The organism is Chlorobaculum parvum NCIB 8327 (assembly GCF_000020505.1).
Taxonomy (GTDB): domain Bacteria; phylum Bacteroidota; class Chlorobiia; order Chlorobiales; family Chlorobiaceae; genus Chlorobaculum; species Chlorobaculum parvum_A.
Genome location: NC_011027.1, coordinates 2,001,827 through 2,022,367, shown reverse-complemented (window position 1 = coordinate 2,022,367; position 20,541 = coordinate 2,001,827). Strand labels below are relative to the sequence as shown.

The 20,541-nt window shown below is 57.7% G+C and carries 14 protein-coding genes and 1 tRNA gene; 4 read left to right on the top strand and 11 right to left on the bottom strand.

Features of this window, described 5'->3' with window-relative positions:
• Nucleotides 1–73: 73 nt before the first annotated feature.
• Nucleotides 74–1,291 carry an MFS transporter gene (locus CPAR_RS09315; protein WP_012503063.1) on the top strand — a complete coding sequence of 406 codons (1,218 nt, stop codon included), beginning with the start codon at nucleotides 74–76 and terminating at the stop codon, nucleotides 1,289–1,291.
• A 52-nt stretch (nucleotides 1,292–1,343) separates the two neighbouring features.
• Here the strand turns inward: CPAR_RS09315 and CPAR_RS09310 are convergent, their stop codons facing one another.
• The 4 genes from CPAR_RS09310 to thiL form a co-directional block, all read right to left on the bottom strand.
• Nucleotides 1,344–3,236, bottom strand: a complete 1,893-nt coding sequence (locus CPAR_RS09310) for an FUSC family protein (protein ID WP_012503062.1) — start codon at nucleotides 3,234–3,236, stop codon at nucleotides 1,344–1,346.
• A gap of 4 nt (nucleotides 3,237–3,240) precedes the next feature.
• Entirely contained in the window at nucleotides 3,241–3,705 is a 465-nt protein-coding gene (locus CPAR_RS09305; RefSeq protein WP_012503061.1) for a MarR family winged helix-turn-helix transcriptional regulator, read from the bottom strand.
• Nucleotides 3,706–3,819: 114 nt separating this feature from the next.
• Nucleotides 3,820–3,908 (bottom strand) — tRNA-Leu (locus tag CPAR_RS09300).
• A gap of 153 nt (nucleotides 3,909–4,061) precedes the next feature.
• Nucleotides 4,062–5,132, bottom strand: a complete 1,071-nt coding sequence (thiL, locus tag CPAR_RS09295) for a thiamine-phosphate kinase (RefSeq protein WP_012503060.1) — start codon at nucleotides 5,130–5,132, stop codon at nucleotides 4,062–4,064.
• Nucleotides 5,133–5,218: 86 nt separating this feature from the next.
• On the opposite strand from thiL, the gene ftsY reads away from it, so the two are divergent.
• On the top strand, nucleotides 5,219–6,181 hold the full coding sequence (gene ftsY / locus CPAR_RS09290; RefSeq protein WP_012503059.1) for a signal recognition particle-docking protein FtsY: 963 nt from the start codon (nucleotides 5,219–5,221) through the stop codon (nucleotides 6,179–6,181).
• A gap of 6 nt (nucleotides 6,182–6,187) precedes the next feature.
• On the opposite strand, the gene CPAR_RS09285 is transcribed toward ftsY, so the two are convergent.
• Nucleotides 6,188–6,748, bottom strand: coding sequence for a GIY-YIG nuclease family protein (locus CPAR_RS09285; RefSeq protein WP_012503058.1), 561 nt, complete (start codon nucleotides 6,746–6,748; stop codon nucleotides 6,188–6,190).
• 106 nt (nucleotides 6,749–6,854) lie between these two features.
• Here CPAR_RS09285 and CPAR_RS09280 point away from each other — a divergent pair, with 106 nt between their 5' ends.
• A complete protein-coding gene (locus CPAR_RS09280; RefSeq protein WP_012503057.1) occupies nucleotides 6,855–7,514 on the top strand; it encodes a protein-L-isoaspartate(D-aspartate) O-methyltransferase in 660 nt (219 codons plus the stop codon).
• A gap of 51 nt (nucleotides 7,515–7,565) precedes the next feature.
• Nucleotides 7,566–9,662: a peptidylprolyl isomerase gene (locus CPAR_RS09275; protein WP_232203898.1), complete on the top strand. Its 2,097-nt coding sequence runs from the start codon at nucleotides 7,566–7,568 to the stop codon at nucleotides 9,660–9,662.
• 285 nt (nucleotides 9,663–9,947) lie between these two features.
• Here CPAR_RS09275 and ptsP read toward each other — a convergent pair whose 3' ends face one another.
• From ptsP to rfaE2, 6 genes are all read right to left on the bottom strand, one after another.
• Nucleotides 9,948–11,747, bottom strand: a complete 1,800-nt coding sequence (gene ptsP, locus CPAR_RS09270) for a phosphoenolpyruvate--protein phosphotransferase (protein ID WP_012503055.1) — start codon at nucleotides 11,745–11,747, stop codon at nucleotides 9,948–9,950.
• 11 nt (nucleotides 11,748–11,758) lie between these two features.
• A complete protein-coding gene (dnaB, locus tag CPAR_RS09265; RefSeq protein ID WP_012503054.1) occupies nucleotides 11,759–13,300 on the bottom strand; it encodes a replicative DNA helicase in 1,542 nt (513 codons plus the stop codon).
• Between the two features lie 41 nt (nucleotides 13,301–13,341).
• Entirely contained in the window at nucleotides 13,342–13,965 is a 624-nt protein-coding gene (locus CPAR_RS09260; protein WP_012503053.1) for a uracil-DNA glycosylase, read from the bottom strand.
• A 22-nt stretch (nucleotides 13,966–13,987) separates the two neighbouring features.
• Nucleotides 13,988–15,202: a bifunctional phosphopantothenoylcysteine decarboxylase/phosphopantothenate--cysteine ligase CoaBC gene (coaBC, locus tag CPAR_RS09255; RefSeq protein WP_012503052.1), complete on the bottom strand. Its 1,215-nt coding sequence runs from the start codon at nucleotides 15,200–15,202 to the stop codon at nucleotides 13,988–13,990.
• 148 nt (nucleotides 15,203–15,350) lie between these two features.
• The gene (locus CPAR_RS09250; RefSeq protein ID WP_232203962.1) at nucleotides 15,351–19,844 is read right to left on the bottom strand and encodes a translocation/assembly module TamB domain-containing protein; all 4,494 of its coding nucleotides are present in this window, start codon (nucleotides 19,842–19,844) and stop codon (nucleotides 15,351–15,353) included.
• A gap of 19 nt (nucleotides 19,845–19,863) precedes the next feature.
• A complete protein-coding gene (gene rfaE2 / locus CPAR_RS09245) occupies nucleotides 19,864–20,367 on the bottom strand; it encodes a D-glycero-beta-D-manno-heptose 1-phosphate adenylyltransferase (RefSeq protein WP_012503050.1) in 504 nt (167 codons plus the stop codon).
• Nucleotides 20,368–20,541 lie beyond the last annotated feature (174 nt).

Sequence of the window (20,541 nt, the reverse complement as noted above, 5' to 3'; positions counted from 1 at the left end):
ATTTGTGGCGGCTGTTTCGGTGTTTGCAGAGGTTGAACGGGCGCGGTGATCGTCAAACCTAAAACGGACGGAGATGAAGCAGGAGAGGCGCTTTTTCGGGTTGAGCGGCAACGTCTTTTTTGCCGGGCTGGTCAGCTTCTGCATGGACGTCAGTTCGGAGATGATCTACCCGCTGGTGCCGCTTTTTCTGGCCAGCGCATTGGGGGTGAACAAGTCGATGATCGGTCTCATCGAGGGGAGTGCCGAATCAATGGCGAGCCTGGTCAAAGTTTTCTCCGGCTGGTACTCCGACCGGCTCGGCAAGCGCAAGCGGCTGATGCTGGCGGGCTATTCGGTATCGACGTTGAGCCGTCCGCTGATTGCGCTGGCTGGTGGTTGGCATCAGGTGCTGGTCGCGCGTCTGGTTGACCGCTTCGGAAAGGGAGTGCGCACCGCGCCGCGTGACGCCATTATCGCGGACTCCGCTGAGCCGGCATGGCTTGGCCGTGCCTTCAGTTTCCACCGCTCGATGGACACGATGGGCGCGGTCGTCGGCCCGGCCATCGCTTTTATCGCCCTTCAAATCTATCACAGCACTTACCGTCACCTTTTCTGGCTCTCGATCGTGCCGGGCATCCTTGCCGTGCTGCTCATCATCTTTTTCATCCGGGAGAAGCAAGCGCCGCCGGTCCAAGCCGAAGCCGAAACTCCGCAGACAAGCGGCAGCCGGAAACTCGATCGGCGGGCGTGGTTTTTCATCGTGATCGTCGCGATCTTCGCGCTTGGCAACTCAAGCGATGCGTTTCTGATCCTCCGGGCCGGGCAGCTCGGCGTTCCTGCGGCGATGATTCCCGTCGTTTACCTTCTGTTCAATCTTGTCTACTCCATCACGGCCATTCCTGCCGGAATTGCTGCCGACCGCTATGGTCGCAAACGGCTTATTCTGGCCGGATTTGTGCTGTTCGCCGCCCTGTACGCAGGGTTTGCCGTGGCGGGAAGCGCGCTTGCCGTTTGGGTTCTGTTCGCGCTGTACGGCGTCTTTATGGGGCTGACCGAGGGGATTCAGAAGGCGTTTCTCGCCACGCTCATACCGGAAGGCCTCAAAGGCACGGCATTCGGCCTTTATGCCGGAGCAGTCGGATTCGCGGCGCTTCCGTCGAGCCTGATTGCCGGAATGTTGTGGGACAGCTTTTCCGCCGCCGCCACCTTCTGGTTCGGCGCGGCGACAGCCTTGCTTGCAGCCGTGCTGTTTGCGATGCTGATGTTGAACATGAAATACTCTCCGGCAAACAATCGATCAGGGTTCGCATGACCTTGCGCTCAGGCCATTTACCACACACTTTAGCGGTACTCTTTTTATCGCATCAGTTTGAGGCAATCTGGTCGAGACGGCTGAAATGGAACGAAGAGTCTTTCAACAATGAAATAATCGCTTCTGAATTCATGCCCGAAGAGGAGAGTTTCGCGCCGAATTCACGCATTGCCAGAGAGCGCTTTTCTGAAAGGGGAGTGTGTGCACGCTCTTCCTGCATCCGCTTCAGGAAACTGCCGATTGCCAATGCGGCAAGGCTTCCGTCAACGACGTCAGACATATCCCGATTCATGAGGCTTGCGTTGTCGAGCATTCGGAGAACACGATATCTGGTGCGGTTCAGGCCGCGTTCCAGAATTTGCGGCGAGTTTGTTTCGGTCATGAGAAGCAGGTCTTTGGCAATGGAAATCAAGAGGGTGCGCAGTCGTAAAGCCGGATTGACCGGCACGACATAGCGAAAAGAGAGCAGGGCCAGTACAATACCGGCAAGCCCGGCCACTCCACCCGCGACAAACTGTATCCGGCTGGCGACCACCGGCAAGCCTGGCTGCATGACAAAGAGGAAAAACATCATGGTATCCATCGCTCCAAGAGCCGTCTTTCTGCGGTTTTTGGCGATCATGCCACCGAGCAGGACGGGGAGGGTGAGGAGGCCTTGCGTGAAGGCGCTGCTCTGTCCGGGAATGAGCAAAAGGCGGACGACAAACGCCAGGAGCACCCCGACCAATGCCCCCCCAAAAATGTGCGACAGCAAGACCGATGGATGGTCATGAGTTGAAAAGATGCTGACCATGATCGCGGTCGCCATCATCATGACCGGTCCCTCTCTCCAGCCGGTCAGTTGCCAGATTGTGCCGGTAATGCCTACGGCGATGACGGCTCGCAGCGATGCGCGGGCGGCTTCTTGCCAGTTCCGCTCCCGAAGCCTTGGTTCTGGTGCGGTGACGGGAACGTTCGGAAGCTTTGATTTCTTCCGTTGATCGAGGAGCAGATCAAGCGAAGCAGAGAGCGAAAGCAAGGGGGATGCAAGGACCGGAAGCTTGGCGCCAACCTCGGCAACGAGCCTGGCAAACTCTTTGTCCGTTCCGACAGGCCTCCAGCTACCCTCCAGTCGTGAAGTGACGGCATCCAGACGCTCTGCAATGGTTTGCCGGATCATGATGCTTTTCTCATCATTCGGGTTCAATTGCTGTTCGAGCAGGACGCTTGTTTCCAGAAGCGACAGGAGATCGACGATCAGGTTTTCGATGTGAAAACGTCGCCGTTTGAGTGCCAGGGTTCCGGCGCCTGCACTGTCAAGCTTTTTTTCAATGTCGGCAAGCATGAAAAGAAGGTTGTGACGGCCTCTTTCTGCTTTTGCGTGCTCGCTGCTCTGGAGGGTAAGGCTCACCAGTTTCAGGGATGCCAAAACCGCATTCCGGATCGAACGGTTCAGATTTTTCATCCCGTTACGAGGAGTAAAAGAGATGTTTATTGCCGTTGTGACGACGATACCGATGAAAATGCAGTCGATTCTGGCAACAACAAGCGCATCGATCTGCTCCTGATGGCCCCATCCTTCCAGAACAATCAGTGCCAACGTAAATCCGGCAACCATGAATCCGTATGATCGATAACCGTAAATAAGGTTGCCTACGCCGACACAAATGGCGAGCCATAGACAAAGCATGAGTATCAGGCTGAAAGAGCTTGTCGCAAAGGTGAGCATCATCAAGCCACCCAGCGCCCCAGCGATGGTGCCGGCGAGCCGGTAAAAGCTTTTCTCAAGCAACTGGCCGCCAGTCGGTTGGAGAACGATGAGGGCTGTCATTGCCGCCCAGTAGGGGCTTTCCAGCTTCATGGCTACGGCGATGGTATAAGCGGCCAGCGCCGCCGTCACACTCCGCGTCACTTGCCACGCTTCAGGCCAGAAGCGTAGCAGCGAGCGGTATACTGTATTGAGCATCGAATTATTCAACCTGTCGGGCAAAATCGTTTATAGACGTTTCGAGCCTTTCGAGGAGAGCGGTCAGCATGTGCATCTCGCTGTCCGTATAACCGCCGAGCAACTCCTTTTCAAGCGGTACGAGAATCTCTCTGATTCTGATGACCGCGTTATGTCCCTCCATGGTCAGTTTCAGGAGCCTTGCCCTCCTGTCGCTTTTGTCTTCAAGTCTGACGACAAGTCCCCTGGATTCAAGGTCGTCGAGAATGCGAACCAGCGATGGGTTTTCTATTCCGATTGATTGGGCGAGTTCTTTCTGACGCACGCCGTCGCCAAGCAGGCTGAGGTGGAGGAGTGGCCGCCAGGCAGCATCGGTCAGCCCGACTACGCGAAAAGCTGCATCCAGCACTTTTCGCCAACGCCGCGTCATGATGTTAAGCCTGTAGATCAGGTTGCTCCGCTGGATGTTGCCGGTTGTGGGTGGCTCCATGGTTTATTGTTTTGTTTGCTTATAATTAGTAAGCTAACTATATGGTAAAAAAAATCAATGAAAATGGAAAATGAGGAAGAGGGAGTGCGGGGAAAAACGAGTGGATAAAAGATTTGGTGCCGAAGGCGGGGATCGAACCCGCACGTCCATTGCTGAACACGGGATTTTAAGTCCCGGGCGTCTACCAATTCCGCCACTTCGGCAACCTTTGTGCTGTGAGGTCGGCTAATTTACTCTTTTCACGGTGATTACACAAGTTGGGAAATTTCTGATTTGTCGGGTTTCCGGGGAGGGCAGACACGCAGGTCTGCCCCTACGGGATGGCAAATGATCTGTGCTTGCCAATCCTGTCCACCTCACTCCGCGAAGTGATCGAATCCCCGTTTCATGTCCGTCATATCAATCGTCATGCCGAAGATGTCGGTGAGCATCATGCCCGCTTCCTTCTCGGTAATTTCGCCGATGACCGTGATGTCGCGGTGGGCGGCGATGAGGTCGTAGTCCTTTTTCGGCACGGTGAAGAGGAGCTGGTAGTCTTCGCCGCCGGTGAGCGCCCAGTCGAAGACGTCCTGCTGGAACTCTTCGGCCACGGTTCGCGCTTCGGGCAGCACGGGCAGCTTGCTTTCGTCGATCTTCGCGCCGACGTTGGAGCGGCGGCAGAGGTGGCCGAGGTCGGAGACCAGGCCGTCGGAGATGTCGATCATGGCGGTCGGCACGATGCCCTCTTCGCTGAAAAAGTCGATGATGTCGATGCGCGCTTCGGGCAGCAGGTGGCAGCGGATCGCTTCGGCGTACTCCTGCAACTCGGCCATCACCTCCTTGTTGTACGGCTCGTTGTTGCGCATCTGCTCGATCATGGTCGCCTTTTCGCGCTGCAAGAGGTGCAGTCCGGCGGTCGAGCCGCCGAGCGTTCCCGTTACACAGATCAAATCGCTCGGCGACGCGCCTTTGCGCAGCGCAAGGAGTTCCGGCGTTGTCGTTCCGGTCATCGAAACCGAGATGAACAGGCCCGATGCCGAAGACGAGGTGTCGCCGCCCACGATGGCGAGTCCATACACTTCGGCGGCGTGGTTCATTCCCTTGTACAGCTCCTCGACCATCTCCACCGGCATCTTCGGCGGCACGGCGATCGAGATCACTGCGTAGTCCGGCATGGCGTTCATTGCGCAGATATCCGAGACGTTGACGCTGATCGCCTTGCTGCCGAGGTGGTGCAAGGGTGTGGTCAACAGGTCGAAGTGGACGTGCTCGGTCAGGATGTCGGTCGTGACCACCTGCACCGCCGACTCGTCGCTTTGCCATACCGCGCAGTCGTCGCCGATGCCCTCGATGAGTTCCGGTCGCTGGTTCGCGGAGGGGGCGGTAATCTTTGCGAGCCGGTCGATCAGACCGAATTCACCAATCTCGGAAATAGGTTTGAATGCCATATATTTAGCTACATTAAAATTCAAGCGGGTTTTCCGGAATTTCTCCGGCCCAATCGTCCATAAACATAGCCAATTTCTCTTTTTCCATGGGCTTTTTTGACAAGTTAGGGCTGTCGCGCCTCAAGGAGGGGCTTACCAAAACCCGCGACACACTCAAGGAGAAACTCGCAGTCGTCACCAAGGGCAAAACCGAGGTGGATGACGAGTTTCTCGAAGAGCTGGAAAACATCCTCGTCGCTGCCGATGTGGGCGTTGAGACCACGCTCGATATTGTCGATGCGGTCACCGAGCGCTCCAAAGGCAAGACCTACCGTTCGGAGGATGAGCTGAACGAGATGGTGATGGGCGAGATTCGCAACCTGCTCGTTGAGTCGGGCCACGAACACCCGGTCGATTTCGACGCGCCGCTTTCGGCCAAGCCCTACGTCATCATGATTGTTGGCGTGAACGGCGCGGGCAAGACCACCAGCGTGGCCAAGCTCGCCCACAATTACGACAAAGCGGGCAAAAAGGTGGTGATCGCCGCCGCCGACACCTTCCGCGCCGCCGCCTACGAGCAGCTCAAGATCTGGGCCGACCGCGCCGGAGTGCCTATCATCGGCCAGGGGCAGGGTGCCGATCCGGCATCGGTGGTGTTCGACTCGGTCAGTTCGGCGGTCTCCAAAGGCACCGACGTGGTGCTGGTCGATACGGCGGGGCGGCTGCACAACAAGAGCCACCTGATGGAGGAGCTTGCCAAGATCATGCGCGTGGCCAAGAAAAAGATTCCCGATGCGCCGCACGAAGTGCTGCTGGTGCTCGATGGCACCACTGGTCAGAACGCTGTGCAGCAGGCCCGCGAGTTCACCCGGTTTGTCAATGTCACCGGCCTGATCGTGACCAAGCTCGATGGCACCTCCAAAGGCGGTATCGTGCTTTCGATCTCCCGCGAGCTGAATTTGCCGGTCAAGTACATCGGTGTTGGCGAAAAGATCGACGATCTCCAGCTTTTCGATCGCGCGAGCTTCGTCGAAGCGCTGCTCGAAAAGGAGAACGGCAACGAGGAGTGAGGCTGTTCAGCTCTCCTGTCGCCGTTCCGCCATCGCTTTTTCGAGACGCTTCAAGAGAGTTGCTGCATCGTCAATCCTGAACAGATGCGTGCCGGACGTGGCGTCCTGCGCACCGAGGCGGTCGGCGACGACCGAGGTTTCGGGCATCGAGTCGAGCAGTTCGGCGAGTTGCGGTTCCAACCTCAATGGGCTTGGGAAGATGAATGCGTGATCGAGCTCGGCTTCTGCCCAATCGAGCAGGTAGTCGATGTGCCAGTGGAGTTTCTTGATGCTTTGCCGGGCAGGCGGGAGATAGCCCCACGAGACGAACAGCACCGACAGTTTCGTCCGGATTGCATGGTCGGCGCCGCTACTTCTCGACGCATGACGAAGCAGGCGGGATGCCAGCGGAAAGCCGCCTTTCCGGCCGCCGAGCGCCGAGCCGACGTAGAGGTAGCGTCCCGGTTCGAAATCGATCGGCTGGCCATTCCGGAATTTTCCGAACGATACTTCGATCCGCTTGTCGATCCGTATCGAGAGGATGTAGCTGCCTTGACGGTCAGGAAGCCCGAAAATGGTAAATGGCATCGGCTGGAATTGGATAATTTGCTGTCAGGTGCAATATTAGCCAATCTGTTGTAAAGATGCGATAGTTTGTTTGGCCGCAGGTTTTCCGAACAGGGGAGGGAGAAGCATGCAACATACCGATGATATGGTGCAGGAGCGCAGGGGGATGGTCGAATTGCTCAGGCGTTACGGCATCAGGAATTCGAGGGTGCTCGACGCGTTCTTGACGGTCAAACGCCATCTGTTCGTCGATGGCGAAAGCCGGATGTTCGCCTATCACGACTCCGCGTTGCCCATCGGGTTCGGGCAGACCATTTCGCAGCCCTACACGGTGGCCTACATGATGGAGTTGCTGGTCGAGAACTGTTCGTCTGGCAAGGTGCTTGAAATCGGAACCGGATCGGGATTCCAGGCGGCGATTCTCGATGCGCTCGGTTACCGGGTCTTTACGATCGAGTGCGTTGCGGGCTTGTATGAACTGGCCTCAGCGCGTTTCGAAAAGCTGGGTATTCCAGTGCAAAGCCGCCTCGGCGACGGTACGCTCGGCTGGCCGGAAGAGGCCCCGTTCGACGCCATTATCGTTACGGCAGCCGCGCCGCATGAGCCCCGCGAACTGATGAGTCAGCTTGCCGACGGTGGAGTGCTGATTCTGCCGCTCGGCAGTCTCGCCTCGCAGCAGATGACCGTCATTCGCCGAAAAGGCAACCGGTTCGAGCATGAGGGATTCGACCACTTCGCTTTTGTGCCGCTTTTAGGGCGCGAAGGGTGGCCGGATTCGGATGAATGAGCATGATTGTACTACGTTAATCAAGACGCAAAAAGAAGCATTATGGCATTAATGGGCAAGTTGAGGGACAAGACGCACATCGTGCTCTTTATCCTTGTGGCCGCATTTGTAGGTCTCATCGTTTTCGAGTGGGGCATGAATTTTACCGGACCGAAGCAGAGCCGCGGGGGCGATGTCGGTGCGGTTAACGGTGAACCGATTCCCGCTGCAGAGTACGAGCAGCTGTACAACATGGTGAGCACCAGTTTCCGGCAACGGAACCCTGGCGTTGAAGTTACTTCCCGCATCGATGCCGGATTGCGGGAACAGGCATGGAACATGGTTGTCGATCAGACCCTGATCAACCAGTTGCTCAAAAAGTATGCTGTTCAGGTCAGCGACCAGGAGGTGCTCGAAGCGGTCAACAGCGAGGTTAATCCTCCGGGGATCATCCGCCAGAATTTCACCGATCCAAAAACCGGCCAGATCGACCGTGAGCTGCTTGAAAAAGCAAGGCAGGATCCCCAAGCCAAGGAGTTCTGGCTCAAGGCTCAGGAGATGGTCAGGCGCGAGCTGATGATCAACAAATTGCTCATGGATCTGAAGAGCATGGCCATCGTGACCGATCCCGAAGTGACCGAACTGGTGCAGCGCCAGTACACCACTTTCTCCGGCTCGTTCATTCCGTTTCCCTACGACTTTGCCGGGCCTGCCTCGAACTTCCCCGTCAAGGATGAGGAGATCACGGCATGGTACGAAGCTCACAAAGGGCAGTTCCAGCAGGAGCCTACCCGCAGTGCCGAGTTTGTTTTCTTCCCGCTGACCCCTTCCGCGCAGGACAGCCTTCGGGCCAAAAAAGAGATTGACGGGCTTGTATCGGAGTTCGCTTCGGCGCCCGATGAGGCCGAGTTTGTCAAAATCCAGAGCGATATTCCCGATGCGGTCAACGTGACCCGGACGCGCGCCGATTTTTCTCTGGAAGGCGGCAAAAAGATTTTCGATTCGCCAAAGCTCGCTCCCGGCCAGATTGTTGGGCCGGTTGCCGATCAGGGCTACTATCGCCTGCTCAAAATCAAGAGCGTTTCCACCGGTGAGCCGATGGCCAGCGCTTCACACATCCTGATTCGCGTCAATCCGGCCGATAAAGCCTCGGTCGAGAGTGGCCAGGCGCTTGCCCGGAAGATTCTCGATGAACTGAAAAATGGCGCTTCATTCGCCCAGCTTGCCGCCAAATACTCACAGGATCCGGGCAACGCCCAACGTGGTGGTTTCTTGGGATGGTTCACCAAAGAGCGCATGGTGCCCGAGTTTACGCAGGCTGTGTTCAGCGGAAAACCAGGTCAGGTTGTCGGCCCGGTGCTGACCCGGTTCGGGCTGCATATCATCAAGATCGATGGCTTCGACAACCGGCAGATCGTCTGTTCGGAAGTCGTCCGGCAGCTCAAACCCTCCAGCCTGACCTCGGAATCGATCAAGCGCAAAGCGATGGTGTTCCGCGATGATGCTGAATCGAAAGGCTTTGCCGAGACCGCCAAACTCCAGAAGCTCGACGTGGTGCAGACCGGTGATTTCACGCGCCAGACGCTGGTTTCAAAGCTCGGGATGGATGAAGATGTCGCCAGTTTCGCGTTCTCATCAAAAGATGGAGCGATTTCCCAGGTCATCAAGAACGACAACGGATTCGTGGTCATGAAGCTCCTGACCAAAAACGATACCGGCTACCGTCTGCTCGATGACGAGCTCAAGGAGATGATCAAAGCCGAACTGGTGAGAGAAAAGCAGGGTACGGCCCTCAAAGCCAAACTTGCCGAGCTGTCGAAATCCAGCGGCGGCTCGCTCGATGCCATTGTCCAGAGCAATCCGGGGCTGCGCAAAATCACCTCCGGCATCATTTCGTGGCGCGACGGCAATATCGACGGTTACGGCTCCGATCGCCGACTCGTGGAGGCGATGGCCGGGATGGAGCTCAACAAACTTTCGGCTCCCGTTCAGACCTCGAACGGCTTCGCGTTGGTCAAGCTTGACGGGCGGCAGCTACCTTACGGGTTGGATCTTGAGGTTGAAAAAAAGCGCATTCTTCCTCAACTGATGAAGATCAAACAGGAGCAGCTTTTCAACGAATACTTCGAGGCGGCGCGCAGAACCGCCAAGATCGAGGATAACCGGTAACATCGCGGAATAACCCGTAGATGAACGGTTTGCACAAGGCCGCCCGGCAGTTTGCCAGGGCGGCCTTGTGCGTTTATGGTTCTCTACACTGTCAGATTTTGTCAGATGTCCTAACGTCATTGCAAGCCATCTCTATCCGTCATTCCCGCGAAGGCGGGAACCCAGAAGCTGAATCGAGTGCATGGATTTCCGCCTACGCGGGAATGACCAAAAGCTGGATCATACTCCGGATGAGATGTTTTTTCCCGATAAGTCCGACAGCCTGCTCGCGCCTTCCGATCCGCCTCAGTGCTCCTTGAGGAACACTTCGAGGCGGGCTTTGATGGCCTGAGGGCTGGAGAGTTTGATGCACTCGGCGGCCAGCGCTTCACACTCAGTGATTGAATGATTGGCTACCCGCGCCTTGAGCGCCGGGATGTCGGAGCTGACGATGCTGAACTCCCGGAGACCGCATCCGATCAGGAACGGTGTGGCCAGCGGATCGGAGCCCATATCGCCGCAGAGGGTTGCCCGGCAGCGGTTTTTCTGCGCCGTCGAGATGATACGGTAGAGCTGGCGGATGATGGCCGGGTGGAACTTCTCGAACAGATCCTGCACGATCAGGTTATTGCGGTCAACGGCCAGCGTGTACTGGGTCAGATCGTTGGTTCCGATACTGATGAAATCGACCATGCTGGTGATTTCATCGATCAGTTCGACGGCCGCCGGCATTTCGATCATCGCTCCGAGGCCGGGCTTGTAGATCGTTTCGTGCGACGCTTCGCTGATGCGCTTGTAGTGGTGTTCGAGGCGCTCTTTGATGTGTTCGATCTCTTCAAGCGACGAGATCATGGGAATCATCAGATCGACGTTGCCGTGAACGTTGGCTTTGATGATGGAGCGGAGCTGCGCGTCGAGAATTTCCGGCACGTCGATCAGAATCCGGACGCCTCGCCAGCCGAGGTTCGGGTTCGGCTCCTTGACCGGCGAGTAGATCAGTTTGTCGCCGCCGATGTCAAACAGCCGAATGACCAGCGGTTTCGGGCTGAGCATCTCGGCCATTTCGAGGTAGTACTCCTGCTGCACCGACTCCTGCGGCGGTTTGAGGTCGTCGAGGAAGAGGTTCTCCGTCCGGAACAGTCCGACACCTTCCGAACCGGTTGGTTCTAGGTGTTCGATCTCCTCCTTGAAGTCGATGTTTGAGCAGACCGTGATCCGCATGCCGCAGCGCGTGAATGCGTTTTGATGCGCCAGCGCCGAATCGTCGGCTTCCCGACGGATTACGTCCTCCCGCTTTTGCTGGTACTCGCCGATGGTCTGCTCACTTGGCTCGGTGATGATCACCCCCTCCGTGCCGTCAAGAATGACGGGCATTCCCGAACCGATCTTCTGCGAGAAGTTGCCGAGACCGGCCACCATCGGAATGTTGAGCGACTTGCAGATCAGGGCGACGTGCGAAGTTTTGCCGCCGGTGTCGGTGGCGAACCCTTTGACGTTGCTGCGGCTGAGCAGAATGATGTCTGCTGGCGAGAGGTGGTGTGAGACCACGATGGTGCCTTCGGGCACCCAGGAGTGCAGTTTCCGGATGTGCAGGTTCCGGATGATCCGCTCCTTGATGTCGTGCAGGTCGGCGGCCCGTTCGCGGAAAATCTGGTCGTCGGAGTGGATGAAGTTGCCGAGGTACTGCTCGAACTCCTGCTCGATGACCAGATGTGCCGGTTTCAGCTCTTCGCGGATGCGGCGGGTGATGTTTTCGATCAGCACCGGATCGTTGAGCAGCATGATCTGCGCCTGGAACAGGTCGGAATAGAGCTTGCCGATTTTGCGGGTGGTGACCCTCTCGATCTTTTTCAGCTCCTTTTCCGAGCGGTTCAGGGCGGCCTGAAAGCGCTCGATCTCTTCCTCGATGTTGCTCTCGTTCAGTTCAGCGATTTCATGATCGATGATCTCCTGAACGAACTCGTGGGCCTCGCCGATCGCGAAACCTTTCGAACTGCCGATGCCGGTGTAGCGGCGTTCCTTTGCTGCCGGGCCGAATTGATGGCCGGGGGTTTCACTGGCGTCCGGCACATCGCCGGAGGGGTTCGGTGCTTTTTTGTAAACCATAGACGGAAGAGCTAAAACGGTGCGGTATCCGTGTTGTTGAGATAGCTGTCGTCAATCGGCGGCGGCTCGGGCAGGGATGGCGGCTCCGGAAAGCTCGCTGCCGCAGGGCGTGGCGCTTCGACCTGATGCTGTTCAGGTTCGCTGGCCGTGATGTAGCTGTTGGCCGTCGACTGGAAACGTCCATAATTTTTCAGGAACAGCAGCCTGATGGTGCCGATCGGGCCGTTACGCTGCTTGCCGATCACCACTTCGGTGATGTCTTTGGTCGACGAGCCGTCCTCGAAGTTCTTGATGCCGTACATCTCCGGCCTCGACAGGAACATCACCATGTCAGCGTCCTGCTCGATCGAGCCGGATTCGCGAAGGTCACTGAGCTGCGGTCGCCGGTCGCCGGAGCGCTGTTCGACGGAGCGGTTGAGCTGCGCGAGCGCGATGACCGGAATATTTAGCTCCTTGGCTAACGCTTTGAGCGAACGCGAAATCTGGGCGATCTCCTGCTCGCGGTTCGACCGGCCGTCCCTGACTGGAGTGACGAGCTGGAGGTAATCGACCACCACCATGCCGATACCGTGCTCCTGCTTCATGCGGCGGGTCTTGGCGGTCAGCTCCATGATCGAGATGCCCGGCGTGTCGTCGATGAATAGCTTGGCATCGGCCAGGGCGTCCATGCTGTTGATGATCTTGTTCATCATCTCGGGTGAAATCTGGCCTCGGCGCACGAGCTGGGACTCGACGTAGGCCTCGGCGCACATCAGCCTGACGGCAAGCTGGATCTCGGCCATTTCAAGGCTGAAGAAGAGCACCGGCGTGTTGAAGTTCACCGCGGCGTTGCGAGCAAGGGCGAGGGAGAATGCCGTTTTACCGGCCGACGGGCGTGCGGCGATGATAATCATGTCCGACGGCTGGAACCCGGCGGTGTATTCATCCAGCTCCGAAAAGCCCGAGCCGATGCCGGTGACCGAGGAGTGGGAGGAGCCGAGATTCTCGATCATCCTGGTCGCGGTCTTGAGCAGCTCCTTGATGCTGGTGGCCTTCTTCTTGATGCCCGCCTGCGAGATGTTGAAGAACTGCTGCGAGGCGTTCTCGACCAGGTCGAAGATGTCCATCGAGGTGTTGTAGGCCGCGCTCGAAATGTGCGAAGAAATCGAAATCAGCCGCCGGTAGAGGAACTTCTCCTTCACCAGCCGGGCGTAGTACTCGATGTTGGCCGAGCTGATCACCTTGCCGGAAAGCTCGCCGAGGTAGGGGCGGCCTCCCACGTTCTCCAGCTCGCCGACGCGCGAAAGCTCCTCGCTGACCGTGATGAGGTCGATGCCCTGCCGCTTCTGGTAAAGCGTGAGCATCGCCTTGTAGATGATCTGGTGACGCTTTTCGTAAAAGACCGATTCACCGTTGTCGCCGAAAATCTGGATGACCTGTTCGATCGGGTCGTCTTCAAGCAGGATGCAGGCAAGCACCTCCTGTTCGACCTCGATCGAGTAGGGGGGCACCCGACTCTCTTTGCTGAAGTCGATGTCACGGCTTAAATCTACTTGTGCTTCGCGCGGCTTCATTCCTCTTGTTTTCCTCGTCGTATCATGGTTTCCATATGCGGTCAGCTGTTCGGGCAGACCTTGTCGTAATGCGCCCGGAGCAGTTGCACATCCTCCCAGCAAAGGCGCTTCCAGTTTGGATTCCTGAGCAGCGCGGCCGGGTGGTAGGTCACAAAACAGTCGAATCCGTTCCATCGGATCAGCTTGCCCCGCATGGCGCTCATCGAGAGCGTGTTCTCAAGAATGGTGTTTGCCGCTACCCGACCCAAAAGGAGAATGATGTTCGGCTTGATGATTTCAAGCTGCTGCATTAGCCAGGGCTTGCAGCACTCGATTTCGTCACCGAGCGGATTGCGGTTTTGCGGCGGTCGGCACTTGATGATGTTGCCGATATAGACGTCACTGCGTTCGAAGCCGATAGCGAGCAGAATTTTGTCGAGCAACTGACCCGACCGGCCCACGAAGGGGCGCCCCTGCGCGTCCTCATCCGCTCCGGGAGCCTCTCCTATAACGAAAACCCGCGCTTTGGGATTCCCTTCGCCGAACACCACGCTGTTGCGCGTTTCAGCGAGCCTGCATTTCCGGCATTCCTGAACGACTTTGCCGAGCGAGCCGAGATCGAGGGCCGGGACTGCTTGCTGTTTCGGTTGTTCCGGAACGGGATCGAAAAGCGATTCCTGCGTCATGATGGTTTTTCGGAAATTTCGATTATCGGGGCAGAAGCAGTTCGATGGCATCGAGCAGCCGCTCGGCAGCCTCCTCCTTGCTGAGCAGGGGCAGCTCGGTGATTGCGCCGTCGCGATCCAGCAAGGTCAGCACGTTGGTATCGACCTCGAATCCCGAGGTGGTTCCGTCATAGATGTTGAAGGCGACCAGATCGAGCTTCTTGTCCGTGAGCTTTCGGCGGGCGTAGTCGATTCCCCCAGCTGTTTCAAGCGCAAAACCCACGGCGAGCTGGCCGGGTTTCCGGTTTGTCGAGAACTCGGCGAGAATGTCGGGATTCCTGACGAGACGGAGTTCCATCTCCGCGTCATGCTTCTTGATCTTGCCCTCGACCGGAGTTTCGGGTCGGTAATCGGCCACGGCAGCGGCTCCGATAAAGAGGTCACAATCGGCGAAGAGCGGGCGCGCCGCCTCCAGCATTTCGACAGCACTTTCTGCGTCGTGGCGCTGCACGCCCGGCGGAGTTGGTAGCGTGACCGGGCCGCTTACGAGGTGTACGGTTGCGCCGCGCCGCGCGGCTTCGGCAGCGATGGCGAAACCCATCTTGCCGGAAGAGTAGTTCGACAGGTAGCGCACGCCGTCGATCTTTTCGCGCGTCGGCCCGGCGGTGACCACCACCGTCTTGCCGCTAAGCGCCGAGGGCTCAGGCGCGGCGAGCATCTCGGCGAGCGCCTCAAAAATCGTCTCCGGTTCGGGCATGCGTCCCAGACCGCACTGACCCGAGGCGAGCGGCCCGCTCTCCGGTTCGAGGACTCGGCAGCCCTGCTGCTTGAGCACCGAAAGGTTGCGCTGCACCGACGGGGAGTCGTACATGTAGCCGTCCATCGCGGGCACGAGCAGCACCGGTTTGCCAGGACGCAGGGTGATGAGCGAGATCGACAGCATGTCGTCACACAGGCCGCCAGCCAGCTTTGCGAGCGTGTTGGCCGTTGCGGGCGCTATGACCAGCGCGTCGGCCCACTCGCCGAGCGAGATGTGGCGGGTGCGTTCACCCTCCGTATCCGCCGTGAAAATATCGGTGAGCACCGACCGGTTCGAGACGGTCGCAAGCGACAGCTCGCTGACGAACTTCAGTGCCGAATCGGTGGCCATGACCTGCACATCGGCTCCCGACTTCTTCAGAAGCCTGACCAGATGCGGCGTTTTATAGGCGGCAATGCCACCCGAAATGCCGAGGAGAATGTTCTTGCCGGTCAGCACGGTATGCAAACAGATAAGCGGTTATTGGTCATGGCGCCGGTCTTGGGCCACGAATGAGATGTCCCCTTCTGCGGTGGGGAGCTGATCGTGGCGCGGAAATACAATTGGTTAACTTTAAATGTATGAAAAATAATGGGCATGCGAAGTCTCACTCCTGCTTCTCTTTCACAGCCTCTTGCTCTTCGCTTTTCTTTTTCCCACCGAACAGACCATCCCAGAACTGGCTCCAGGTGTGGAATTTTTTGCGGTATGAAACACTGACGCCCCAGTTCTCGGTCGGCTTGAGCAGGTTGATGTACGCGGCGTCATTGCCGGTCATGCCGTAGGAGCGGAACGCTTCGATATAGACTTTCGGATTGACCCGGTACTCGATTTTTTGCGACGAGCCGTAATAGTAGTTTGGCGTCGTGGTGTTGCTTCTCGAGACCGGGGTGGTGCCGGTGCCGATGAAGCGGACTTTGCCACCCGTGCCGGGCACGAGCAGCGAGAAGTACAGTTCCAGATCGCTCAGGTTGCCGTCAGCTCCGGTGCCGAGGTTGAGGTTGAAGCTTTCCAGTCCGGCGATGTCCTGAACGAGGCCTGAAATCTGGGAGGAGATCAGACCAGTGCCGGCTGAAACGCCGACGCTCGAAACTGGGGTATTACCGTTGATCACACCCTGCCGCTGCGGATTGAGGTACCACTGACGGGTAAAGAGCATTGTGATGACGTTCAGATCGGCGTTTGGGTCGATGTGGCTTGCCTGCCTGCCGATTTTGTTGACCGCCGAGTATGGCTGCGGATCGTCGTTGAGGTAGTAGCCCATGCGCACGTTAGGCTTTTCGATGGTTCCGCTGACGGCGATGAGCAGTTTGACGTTGTCGCGCTCGCCAGTCCGCGGATCGTAGGCCGAGACCTGTTTGCCGCCATAAATATCGATCAGACGGCCATCTCTGATCTCCTCGTTGTTCCAGGAGATGCGGCCTCCGTTTTCGAGGTCGAAACCCGAATTCGAGAAGGTGTATTTGCCGCCGGTAATGTCGACCGAGCCGAAAAGGCTGAAACGCTGCCCCGATTTGTTGACCACCAGCGACAGGTTGTTCAGGGTGCTCTCGATGCGCTCGCCCCTGATGCGGTCGAAAATCATCGTGCCTTTGAGCGGGACGTTGGCCGAGAGCTTGAGGTTTTTGATCTGGAGGATGTCCAGCAGCGTATAGTAGAATTCCGGAGCCTCCTCCTGAGTCTCTTTGGCGGCTTCGATCTGTTTGGGCAGCGGATTGCGTGGCACGAAGGTGATGAACTTCTCGACGCCGATATACTTTGCGCTCTCGCCGGAACCTTTGCGATAAATGCTGAAATCGACGGAGTTGAACCTCAGCTCGCCTTCGGCTGTCGGCGCGCTCAAATCACCATAGAAGCGTATGTTCCGGGTCGACCCGGTGATGGTTCCGAAGTTGGTGTCATCCTTCAGGTCGGGCTTGTTGTAGAGCAGAAGTTTGTCCAGGGTTCCGTAGAGGTTGACCGAGACGGGCTTGAGTCCCTCGATGCCGACTATGCCGCTGACGGTGCCGGTGCCTCCCTGTTCGGCACTGACCTTCAGGTTGCCGAAATCGATTCTCGACGGGGTGCCGATAATTCGGCCGTTGACCCGGTAGGTAACTCTGGTCGCCGCAACGCGGAGGCTGGTGTTGTTCAGGGTTGTGGTCAGGAAAATTTCCGGTTTCGGCATCGATCCGGCGATGCGCAGATCGGTCGGAATGGTGCCTTCGGCCTGATCGACCACTGCTGGCACGAGAGCGGCGATGACCTTTGCCGAAAGATCATCCGATCGGAGCGATACCCGGATCGGGCGGTTTTCGGGTATGCGCAGCTCGAAGGGTGAGTAGTTCAGCACCAGAGGAATCGAGCCCGATCCTTTGATGGTATTGACCGGTATGCTTCCTTTGGAGCCATTTGCCGGTGCCGAAGAGCCGCGGCTTTCGAGGTCGAACCGCAGGGCGTTGCCCGAGTGGGTTGCATTCATCGTTACCGTGCCGACGTTCAGCTCGTTCCAGGTGATGCCTCTGCCTTGCAGGTCGAGCGCGCTGGTTTTGGCGCCCGGGGAGCCGCTGACCGTCAGGCGGATGTCCGCCAGGCCTTTAAGTGGCTCGAATGCCCGGTCGAGCAGAACGAATTTGGTTTCGGCAAGGTCAACCTGAGAAAAGGTGCAACGGAACGTTCCTGGTTGGGAGCTGCTGAGCAGGCCGTCAAGCTCCATCGCCTGTGCTGCTTTGGAGAACCTGACACGGTTGAAACGCAGGAAGTTCGGGGCGATATCGATTGTTCCTCCTGCGCGTGCCTGCCAGGTGCCATTCGGGTTGGTGAGCTGGAAGCTGTCGATGGTCACGGTCGTCAGTTTGTCGCGGCGCAGGCCATGAGCGGTTGCCGTGAGGGTCTCATCGAACTGCGGCATGGCGCACTTCAGCGAGGCGTCGATCCGGTCATTGTCGAGCGAAGAGGTGAGGCTCAGGTTGCTGACTTTGCGCTCGAAGAGATTCATCTCCCTGATCGAACCCCTGAGTTTTGCCGACGAAACCCTTCCGGCTTGGCAGCTCACCGAAGCGTTCATGGTGGCATTGCTCATGGAGAAGGTGTTTCCGCTCGACAAGGACGGGCAATCGATTGCGGCGTCGATAGAGAGCTTGTCGCTGTTGCCGGACGCTTTTCCCGATGCGCTGCCGGTGAACTGTAGCTCTCCGGCTTGCAGGAAGGGGCGGAGCGGCGACAAATCGCGCACGGCCGCCCGGTAGTTGAAGGTGAACGGTGCATTGCTCGCTTGCGGCGGAATGGGTTGGGCGGCACCGAACTCTTTTGCGATGCAGGCCGCCGCGTTCTGCGTGGCGTTGATGATCTGGTCGAGCGAAGCGCGGCCCTCTACGGCCAGATCGAACGCGTCGCTTGAAATGGCGATGGAGGATGAGCCTTCCGACTGGGCGATGCTGGCGGTCACGGCTGATTTTTCCCTGAACCGGTAACTGTTGAAGTACGACGGTTCGAACAGTATGCTGGCCTTCACGTTGAGCGCCGCCGCATTCAGCCCGCTGCCATTCACCTTGAACGAACCGTTCAGATCGGTGGCCAACTTCTTCATGCCGCTTGCCTTGGACAGATCGAGCTTTTTGACCGTGCCGGACGCTTCGTACGAAGGGACTTGCTTCGAAAGATCGAGGTTCCCCGACATGACCAGCTCCTCGCCGTTTTCGCCGTACAGCCTGGTCGAGAGGTCGAGTTTGTTGTTATTGAAATCGAGCTTGAGCGAGCCCGACGATACCGTCTGCTCCTGCCAGAAGGCGCTGTTGACCGAAACTTCCGCATTGACGGCGCCGGGGCTGGCCTGGAAATTTCCATCTCCGCTGAACCCGCTTTCGACGTCGTCGATGCCGATGAAACGGTGGAGTTGCGCGTCTTCGAGGGTGAACGAACCCGTTGCCTGGTAATTGCCCGAGGTTGTTCGCGAAGTTTCAAAATCAGCCGAGCCATCGCCGAGAGCGGTGCTGAAGTCGAGCTCAGTCGTCCAGCGATCGAGGCGTCCCCTCAGCATACCACTGAACTCGATGCCTCCGGACTCGGCGGCGAGTTCCCGGTAACGCTCCTCTTTAAGCAGGCCGTCGAACAGTTCGGGCTCGATTCTCGATTGGTCGATGTCCAACTTGAACGACAGGACTTTCGGGTCGAGCAGGTTGAGCACCTCGCCTTCGAGGGCAAGGTTGCTGTCGCCATGTTCGATGCTGGTTGGCAGAATTTTCAGGTCACTCAGCGTGCCTTTCGCATCGCCCTGAAGGTAGTACATGCCCGATGGAATGGCGGGCAGCTCGACGAAGCGGCCCAGTTCGGACGAATCGATATCGAGTGCTTCGATATGCACGAAGGTGCGGTTGTTCATGAGGCGCTCTTTGGACAGCCCTGAAAAGATGTCCAGCCCGTCCATCGACACCGACAGTTGCGCCCGGCTTTTGTCGGTCTGGAGATCGAGACTGATCACATCGCTGCGCACCGAGGTGAAGGCCAGCATGCCGGTACCGCTCCGGAGCTTCAGGTTACGGTCGGGCATGTCGAAGTGCAGCTCTTTGATCTTGCCCATGATCTCGTATTTGGCTACGAACGCCTTCGAAACGTTGAGTTTCAGGTTTTCGGCCTTCCAGGTACGACCGGTCTTCTCTTTCCAGGAAAACGAGCCGTTCTGAATCGTAAAGTGACGGGCGCGGAACTTCTCGATGGCCAGCACTTCGGGCGCTTCCGGATGCTCCCGCAAGAAGACTTTTTGCAGGTTTAGCTCTCCATCATCATGTTCGATGATGTCGATTTTTGCTCCCTTGACCTCCACGTTCCGGAAGGAGAGTAACGTGATTTTCGGCCGAAGCAGCGACAGGAAGTTGAACCGTATGTCGATGGTTTCAGCGCCGGCTACAGGAGTTTTGGCATCTTCTTCGTAAATGGCTGGCGCGACCAGGGTGATCTGGTCGGGGAAGCGCACTCTGGTCTCTTTCAGCTCCAGACGGCCGCGGTACTCGTTGTTGAAGAGCGACAGGAACTGCTGTTTGACGAACAGGTCGATCATGCCACTGTTCAGCACGACCGCTGCGGCTATGACGAGCACGATGACCGTAATCGAGGCAACGGTCATCACGATGTGACTGTATTTTTTAACCTTTTCCAACGGTCGTTTCGGGGCAGTAGAGTTGAACGATGGTTTCGATGATGCCCGTTGTCGAGCGGCCTTCGAGCAGCGGTACGGTCAGGACGGCGCCGCCGTTTTCGATGACCGCTTTCGCTCCAGCGATCTGTTCGACCGCCCAGTCGGCTCCCTTGACCAGAACATCCGGCAGAAGCTGGCCGATCAGCTCTTCGGGGGTATCCTCGCCGAACAGCGTCACCGCATCGACTGCTTCGAGTGCGGCCAGCACTTCGGCGCGATCATCTTGCGGCGCGACAGGCCGTTTCGGGCCTTTGAGCCGCCTGACCGAAGCATCGCTGTTCAGGCCGACCACGAGCCGGTCACCAAGCTCACGGGCAGCCGACAGATAGCGCACATGACCGGCGTGGAGAATGTCGAAACAGCCGTTGGTGAACACGATTTTTTCTCCGGCAGCCTGCCAGTCACGAATCTTCAGTTCGATTTTGTCTCGGGTGAGCACTTTGGGGGGCATCTCTCTTTCCGGGTCTTCAGATTTCAGGTGTAATCCCTAAATAATAAATATAATCCGAGACTCAAGAGCCCCTAAAAAAGTTGTTCACTCCCCACGGATTCGTCTTAGCCGATGAAATTCGTGGCCTGTCGTCAGCACGGAGCTCTCCGGTCAGGCCGCACTTCGCGTTTTCCA